6 protein-coding genes are annotated in these 7,730 nt (G+C 61.7%); 2 read left to right on the top strand and 4 right to left on the bottom strand.

All coding sequences use genetic code 11. The annotated features are described in order from the left end of the window. The 4 genes from VLU25_04725 to VLU25_04740 form a co-directional block, all read right to left on the bottom strand. Positions 1-1,257 (bottom strand): ABC transporter permease subunit (locus tag VLU25_04725; GenBank protein HSR67223.1); only part of this gene is annotated, 1,257 nt, incomplete at its 3' end. A gap of 222 nt (positions 1,258-1,479) precedes the next feature. Next, complete coding sequence (locus VLU25_04730) at positions 1,480-2,253, bottom strand: ABC transporter ATP-binding protein (protein ID HSR67224.1); 774 nt, start codon at positions 2,251-2,253, stop codon at positions 1,480-1,482. 72 nt (positions 2,254-2,325) lie between these two features. Beyond that, on the bottom strand, positions 2,326-3,843 hold the full coding sequence (locus VLU25_04735; protein HSR67225.1) for an NEW3 domain-containing protein: 1,518 nt from the start codon (positions 3,841-3,843) through the stop codon (positions 2,326-2,328). Next, complete coding sequence (locus tag VLU25_04740) at positions 3,840-4,367, bottom strand: hypothetical protein (GenBank protein HSR67226.1); 528 nt, start codon at positions 4,365-4,367, stop codon at positions 3,840-3,842. Before VLU25_04740 ends, VLU25_04735 begins: the two co-directional genes overlap by 4 nt. Positions 4,368-4,556: 189 nt before the next feature. On the opposite strand from VLU25_04740, the gene VLU25_04745 reads away from it, so the two are divergent. Both VLU25_04745 and VLU25_04750 read left to right on the top strand, forming a co-directional pair. Then, complete coding sequence (locus VLU25_04745; GenBank protein ID HSR67227.1) at positions 4,557-5,642, top strand: pyridoxal phosphate-dependent aminotransferase; 1,086 nt, start codon at positions 4,557-4,559, stop codon at positions 5,640-5,642. A gap of 41 nt (positions 5,643-5,683) precedes the next feature. Then, positions 5,684-7,321, top strand: coding sequence for a mechanosensitive ion channel family protein (locus VLU25_04750; GenBank protein ID HSR67228.1), 1,638 nt, complete (start codon positions 5,684-5,686; stop codon positions 7,319-7,321). Positions 7,322-7,730 lie beyond the last annotated feature (409 nt).

Below are 7,730 nucleotides of genomic sequence, written 5' to 3' on the forward strand. Positions count from 1 at the left end.
ATCGATGGGGTCGGGCTGCTTTTGATCCTCCGACATGATGCGCAGGATCATCCCGCCGCCCCCCAGTCCGCCGGTCTTGTCGCTGATGAAGCGGTTGTAGGTCTCGCGGTAGGCCTGGGCCTGACGCAGGTATTCCTCCTTAAGGCCCAAGGAAGTGCCGGCCAGGTTCATGGAGGCCAGCGAAAAGCAGCTGACCGGCGAGATGCGGGCCAGTCCGAAGGCCAGGCGCTGCTGTACGCCTTCCTGGTTGCGGCGCTGTTCCTGGATGCGCTCGACGGCGGCCTGATAGCGCTCCTCGCGGGCCCGGGCCACCTCGGCCATGAAGGCGTTGAACTCCTGCACGGCGTCCTGGGCGTTGTCGGAGGTGGGACTGAACTCCGACATCTTGCCCTTGTCCTCTTCCCACATCTGTGCCCGCAGGCGGGCCTTCTGGTAGTTCATCTCGTCGCTGGAGAGGACCTCGACGCTGCGTCCGGCCAGCAGCACCGAGGTGCGGGGGATGATGAGGACGGCGAAGATCCAGGCCACCAGCAAGGCCAGAAAGGCCGAGGACGAGCGGTGGGTAAGGGTGGACACCAGCAGCGACAAGGTCAGGAAAGCGCCCAGCAGCAGCAGTCCGGCCAGCGAGATGAGGGCCAGACGGGCCCATTCGCCGCCGCTCAGAGGTATCCCCATCAGCACCAGGATCAGGCAGCCGACCAGGATGGGGACGAGCAGCGGCAACCCCAGCGCCAGGAACGATCCCGTCACCTTGCCCAGCATGTAGGTGTCGCGGGGGACCGGGTTGGTGAAGGTAAGCCGCAGCGTCCCCTGCTCTTTCTCGCCGTTGACCGCGTTGTAGACGAAGAGGATGGCGAAAAGCGAAAGCACGATCTTGAAGACGAAGTCCAGGTCGAGAAAGCGGAAAGCGGCAAAGATGGGATCGTCGTTGAAACGGCTGTCTTCGGCCGTCACGCTGCCCCGCGAGGTCACCTGGACGTTGCGTCCGATGTCGTTGGAGACCCCTGTCACCAGGGTGGCCAAGGGCTGGGGCGGGAGAAAGACGCTCTGCTCCACCTGCAGCCAGTCGGTGATGCCTTCCATCTGGCGCAGGTTCTCTGACAGCGCCGTCTCGTATTGGGCCCGCGAAAGCTGATAGTTGCGGGCGCCCACGTAGAAGGCCAGCAAGATGAGCAGGGCCGAGATGAGAAAGGTGACGGCGAACTTGGTTGACCCGATGATGTCGCGCAGTTCCTTTTCGACGATGAGGCGAAACATGGTCGGTCTTCTCCTGGCGTTATTCCACCCTTTTCAGGGTTTTTTACGTTTCACTCCTGACCCAGGGTTACGCCCTGGGCTAGCGAATTTCTCCCCTTCGGGGATCTCGAACTTCGCCACTCGCACTTCGGACTTCTCCCGTCGCCGCCTTGGGAGTTGGGCACTTGGAAGTTGGGAGCCGGAGAGCGCGGCCCTTTCGATACGCGATGGAAGTCCATGCTCTTAGTCAACTGAGGCCTCCAGAGGTTGCTCGCCGGAGGCGCTCTCCATATAGCCTCCCATGTATTCGACGTAGAGCGATTCCAGGTTCTCGCCTTCCAGCTCCTGGCGGGAGCGCTGCATGACGATGCGGCCCTGGTTCATGATGCCCACGGTGTCGGCCACGTCCTTGGCGCGGAAGATGTCGTGGGTGGACATGAGGATGGCCTTCTCTTCGCCGCGCAGGTCGTCGAGCAGGCGCATGAACTCGAGTCCGGCCTTGGGATCGAGTCCCGAGGTGGGCTCGTCGAGCAGGATGGCCGGCGCGTCCTTGAGGATGGCGATGGCGATGCCGCACTTCTGGCGCATGCCCTTGGAGAATCCCTTGAGGCGCTTGTCGTGGGCCTCCTCCTGCAATCCCACCCGCTGCAGCACCTGGCGGTAGTCGTCGCGGGTGTAGTCTTTGCGTCCGCCCAGGCGGGCGAAATAATCGAGGTTCTGGATGGCCGTGAAGTTGGGATAGAGCATCACGTTCTCGGAGACGAAAGCCATCTTGGTCTTGGCTTTGAGCGGTTTCTTGTGGGTGACGATGCCGTCCACCCGGGCTTCTCCCGAAGTGGGCTCGATAAGGTTGAGGAAGATGTTGATGGTAGTGGTCTTCCCCGCCCCGTTGCCGCCCAACATGGCGTAGATCTCGCCGGGGCGGATGGCGAAAGACACCTCGTCCACCGCCAGCACACCGTCCTCGTAGCGCTTGCTCAGACTGACGGCTTCGATTAAGGGTTTAACTTCGTTCATGATGTTTGTTCCTTCCCTTCCAAAGCTTTTGGCGACGCGGGGCTGCCCTCCTTCGCCAAGGCTATGAAGGGTCTAGCGGCGCGAAAGCCTGATGCCGAAAATCACGATGCCCAGCACCAGCGACACGATGGCGCCCACCACGACGGCGATTCCGGTGACGTCGGTCTCGCTCTGCAATTCAACCGTGATGGTCTTGTCTTCGCCGTCCACCGGCTGATTGTCGGACAGCGAGGTGGACTGGACGCGGATCTCGTACTTGCCCACTGTCATCTGCGGGGGAGGCGTAACGAACACCGAGACCCGCTTCTCTTCTCCCACCTGCAATTCCTGCAACAGCGGAGGATCGACCGACTTGGTCCAGTTGAGCGGCGGATCCACCTGAAGTTCGATGTTGTCGAGCCGCTGGGTCCCTTCGTTCTTGAGTTCGATGGGAATCTCCACCCGCTCTCCCGCCTTGGCGGCGAAGTAAAGCTGAGGAACCCGCACCAGCAATTCGCCCACCCCGCGGGGAACCAGCTCCAGCCGCAGATACCCCACGTCCAGCGCCTTGATCTGGGCTTCGCTCCAGGTCCGCCCGTTGAGGTTGCCCAGTTGCTGGGCCTGCTCACGGGGGATGACCATGACGTAGAAAGGAATGGGCTGGTCGATGACGATTTCCTCTCCAGGACGGTCGGGCAACGACACCTCCAAAGCCGCCTGGCGGGTATTGGCGCCCTCGGTGAAGCGGAACTGGGTCAGACGGGCCGAGGTGGCCGGGTCGACGAAATAGCGGTTGAGCTGGGCCGGCAGGTTGACCACCGCCAGCTTGAAGGTGTCGTTCTCGCCGCTGAACAGCTCCAGGGTCAGGTTGAAGGTGGCCGAAGCGCCCAACTCGGCTTCCTGCGAAAACTGAGAGCTCTGCAGGATCACCTTGTTGACGCTGGAATCCTTCTGCAAAGAGATCTTGGGGCTGCGCTGAGAGCCGTTGCCGTAAGAGATTCCCACCGTCACCGAGTCGACGTCGCGCAGCAGGGTGAAATCGACCTCGGCCGGCTCTCCGTAGCGAAGCTCTTCGATCTTGGCCTCGTAGGGATTGGAGATGATGGCGTTGTCGTCGTCCAGCAGCGAGATATAGACGTCGTGGATGACGTCGGGCTGCAAAGCGCGGAAAAGCTCGTCGTCGATGTTGAGCAGACGGCGGTATTCGTCTCCTCCCCCCGAGGTATTCTCGACCTTGAGGCGGACGTGCTTCTTGCCGTCCTCGGCCTGGAACTGCACGGCCTCGATGATGGCCACGTACTGCCCCTCGAAAACCACCGCCAGCAGCGACTGATGATAGTTGACCTCGGCGTCGGAAAGCGTGGCCCGGGCCCGGTCCAGTTCGGCCCGGGTGATGAGCTTCTGCTCGTAGAGCTTCCGGCTGCGTTCAAAATCACTTTGCGCTTGCTCGAAGTAGGCCTTGGCCCGCTTCAATCCCAAAAGGCGGTACTTGTCGTCGCGCTCGTTGAAGGGATTGCCGAGCTGAGCCCGCAGCGACGGCACTGCGTCCAGGGCAACCGCCAGGGTCATGCACAGCCAGAGAAAGACCGGTACCCTCGAGGGCAACTTCAACGCAGTCCTCCGGGCGGGGGCGCCTTTTCGGGCTTGTTGATGATCACCTTGCCGTTCTTCTTCAACTGCTCGAGCTGTTCAGGCGTCAGATCCTCTTTCCTCATCATGCGCATCTGAGGCAGTTCGGAGGCGTCCGGCTTCTTGAAGGAGACCACCTTCACCTCTCCCGTCTCACTGCGCAGTCCCAGACTGATCTCGGTTCCCGACTCCATTTCCTGGTAGGCCTTGATGAAAGCTTCAGCCGAACTCACCGGCTGGGCGTCGACCATCATCAAGACGTCGCCTTGCTTGAGGTCGAGTTGGGAGTACTCGGTGGCCGGTCCGCCCGTCTGTTGAGCGATGTTGAGGACGGTGCTGAGCTGGACCTCGCCAGTCTCCTCGTGGTCGCTGAAGTAGAGGATCAGCCCCGGCAGCATCATCCGCTCCCCTTGAGGAGCCTGCATGCTGAAGGTTCTTTCCTGGGCCGGCAGAGCGCCCGCCGCGAGCCCCAGCGCCGTCAATCCGATCAGAATGCCTAGTTTCACGTCTTACCTCCTTGAACTACACCTGTAATACGACAAGTGTAGTCCAACGTTCCGGAAAATGCAACGGGCGGGTTTGAAGGGGGCCGGGCGGAGGACCGGAAGTGCGGGAGTAGCTTTCCTTTCTTCTTCCTTGTAGCATAGGCAGGACGGCGCAGGGTGTCGAGTGCGGGTAGGCAGCAAGGAAGATCGATGAAGAGCAGTCCCTTTATTCGCTGGGCCAAGTCGCGTTCTGGAATCCGCTACAATCTGGGCCACTCGGGCGCGCCCCGCTTGACGGCGCACGATCTTGGAGAAGAAGACTGTCCCGAGCTCTCAGGCCGCAACCTGGACGGATGGCCTCCCTTGCTGCAGGCCATTGCGGCCCGCTACGACGTTTCCATCGATCAGGTCGTCACCACCCACGGCAATTCCATGGCCAACCACCTGGTCTGCGCCGCCTTGCTGGAACCCGGCGACGGAGTGGTGGTGGAGAAGCCCTGCTATGAGCCGCTGCACCTGCTCCCCGAGTACTTCGGAGCCGTGGTGAGTTTCTTCCAACGCAGGGCCGAAGACCGTTTCGACGTCGATCCCGAGGCGGTGGAGGCCCAGGTGAATTCCACCACCAAGCTGGTCATCCTCTCCAACCTGCACAACCCCAGCGGTGCGTCCATTTCGCGGCAGTCCCTGAACGCGTTGGCCCGGCTGGCCGACCACTACGATTTCTACGTCCTGGTGGACGAAGCCTACCTGGAGTTTCTGCACGGAGGCTACCACCGCACGGCAGCCCTGATTTCGCCCCGCTTTCTGTCCACCCGCAGCTTGACCAAGGCCTTCGGACTGGACGGGTTGCGCCTGGGATGGATCGTGGCCTCTTCCAAGCTGTCGGAAAAGCTGCGCCACCTCAACGACCTCTTTTCCATCTCTACCGCCCATCCCAGCGAGCGCTTGGCCCTGAGGGCCTTGCAACAGGCCGAAGATCTGCTCATGCCGCAGCGCAACCTGGCCGACCGCAACCGCTGGACCACCGATTCCTTCATCACCACCGACCGTTTTTTGGAATGGGTCAAGCCCCCCAGCGGAACCATCGGCTGGGTGCGTCTCAAGGAAGGCTCGGTGGACGACCTGGTCCAGCACCTCGAAACCGAGTACGAGACCACCCTGGCGCCGGGACGCTTCTTCGGCGACGAGTCCTGCTTCCGCATCGGATTCGGGGTGCCGCCCGAAGACCTGCGTGAGGGATTGGAGCGATTGCGCCAGGCCCTGCGCGACGAACCCGCCCTGGAAGAGGAAGACTGACCACCTTGCCTGACGTAGGGCAAGTCTCTAGCATAGGGCCGATGCAACCCCTACTGGACTGGATGGAGAGCACTTTTGGATTGGCGCCCGAATACGGTCAAGCCCTGATCATCATACTGGCTTCGGCGTTGGTGGCCGCCTTGGTCGATCAAGTCATCCGCCGGGTGCTGCTGAAGCTGGTGGCCAGGACGGAGAGCGATCTCGACGACAAGATCATCGACCTCACCCACCGCCCCATCTTCTTTACGGTGCTGGCTCTGGGCGTGGAATACGCGCTGGATCCGCTGCTGGAAACTTACTACGCTGAAGGCGCGCTGCTGACCCACACCAACGTCATCGAGACGCTGATCGTGTTGGCTTGGGCCCTGCTGGCGGTGCGCATCGTGGAGACCATACTCAGTCACGCCGCCCGTCGCGAGGGAGGCGCCGGCATCCTGCAGCCGGGAACGGTTCCGCTCTTCGCCAACATCTTCAGACTGCTGGTCCTGGGGGGCGTCCTCTACTTCATGATCGGCGTGTGGGAACTTGACCAGCTCGGTTGGCAGCCCAACTTCCGCAAGGAATACAACGCGCTGATCATATTCGTCATCTTCCTGGCGGCGGCCCTGGTGGCCGACTATGTTTTGCGCCGGATCCTCAGCCAGATGGCCGATCACACCCGCTCTGAAGTAGACGATCGCATCCTGGAGCTGATCCACAAACCGGTTTTCCTCACCATCCTCCTGGTCGGCTTCAATCAGGCCCTCAACCAGGTACTGGTACGCGCCGACGGGACGCCCGGCGAGATCCACACCAACATCATCAAGACCCTGGTGGTGGCGGTCTGGGTCATCCTGGCCGTCCGCATTCTGTCGCTGATTCTGGAGAGTCTCTCCAAGGTGGAAACCAGCTTCACGCTCATTCAGCCGGCCACGCTGCCCATTTTCAACATCGGGATGAAGGTCATCGTGGTGGGAACGGCCACCTACTTCATCATGATCGCCTGGGGCATCGATCCCGCCGGATGGGTGGCATCGGCGGGAGTGGTCGGAATCACCCTGGGCTTCGCGGCTCGGGACACCATTGCCAACCTTTTCGCAGGAATCTTCATCCTGGCCGATGCGCCTTACAAGATCGGAGACTATATCGTCCTCGATTCCGGCGAGCGCGGCAAAGTGACCAAGATCGGCATCCGCAGCACCCGCATGCTGACCCGCGACGACGTCGAGATTACCGTCCCCAACGCCGTCATCGCCGACGCCAAGATCGTCAACCAGAGTGGAGGTCCCTGGGTCAAGTTCCGGATCCGCATCGGGGTGGGAGTGGCCTACGGGTCCGATGTCGATTTCGTGGAGAAGACCCTGCTCGAAGTGGCCAACGCCGATGACGAAGTCTGCCCCAGTCCGGCAGCCCGCGTCCGCTTCCGCGAGCTGGGCGATTCCTCCCTCAATTTCGAACTGCTGGCCTGGGTGGAAGACCCCGAGCTGCGGGGCCGCGTCACTCACCGTCTGCTGGGAAACGTCTACAAGACCTTCGTCGAGAAGGGCATCGAAATCCCCTTCCCCCAACGAGACCTCCACTTCCGCTCCGCCCTGCAAGTGGATGCCCGCGAGGCTGAGGTGCTCCAACTCCCTCAAGGCCAATCCGAAGATCACTCCGAGCAAGGGCTAAAGGCTGAGGAAGAGCAGAAGAACGCCTAGTGCGGTGCGTCAGAAGTTTTGAGCCATCCTGTTGCGTTATTCCACGCTTTCAGCGTTCGCACTTGGCTGTCCTGAACCCAGGGTGGCGCCGCCGTCTCGCTTGCGCTCGCCGGGGCTGACCCTGGGCTGACGAATCGCTCGCCTTCAGCGAGCCCGGACTTGACTTCTGACACAGTGGCTGGGCTGGCGAATCGCCCGCCTTCAGCGAGCCCGGACCTGACTTCTAACACAGTCGCTGGGCTGACGAATCTGTCCCTGACTGGGACAGAAAACGGCGGCCCTGGCTCAGAACTTATGACCGGCAGCACTGGGATCTATTCCTTGACCTGGATGTGCAGTTCATCGAGCTGCTTGGCATCCACTTGCGAGGGGGCCTGGCACATCAGGTCGACGCCGCGGGCGGTCTTGG

Source organism: Acidobacteriota bacterium (assembly GCA_035471785.1).
Lineage (GTDB): Bacteria > Acidobacteriota > UBA6911 > RPQK01 > DATIPO01 > JANQFM01.

Excerpts from the sequence above, each read along its gene's own strand:
- VLU25_04750 (HSR67228.1), top strand. The coding sequence starts at position 5,684 with ATGCAACCCCTACTGGACTGGATGGAGAGCACTTTTGGATTGGCGCCC.
- VLU25_04745 (HSR67227.1), top strand. The coding sequence starts at position 4,557 with ATGAAGAGCAGTCCCTTTATTCGCTGGGCCAAGTCGCGTTCTGGAATC.
- VLU25_04730 (HSR67224.1), bottom strand. The coding sequence starts at position 2,253 with ATGAACGAAGTTAAACCCTTAATCGAAGCCGTCAGTCTGAGCAAGCGC.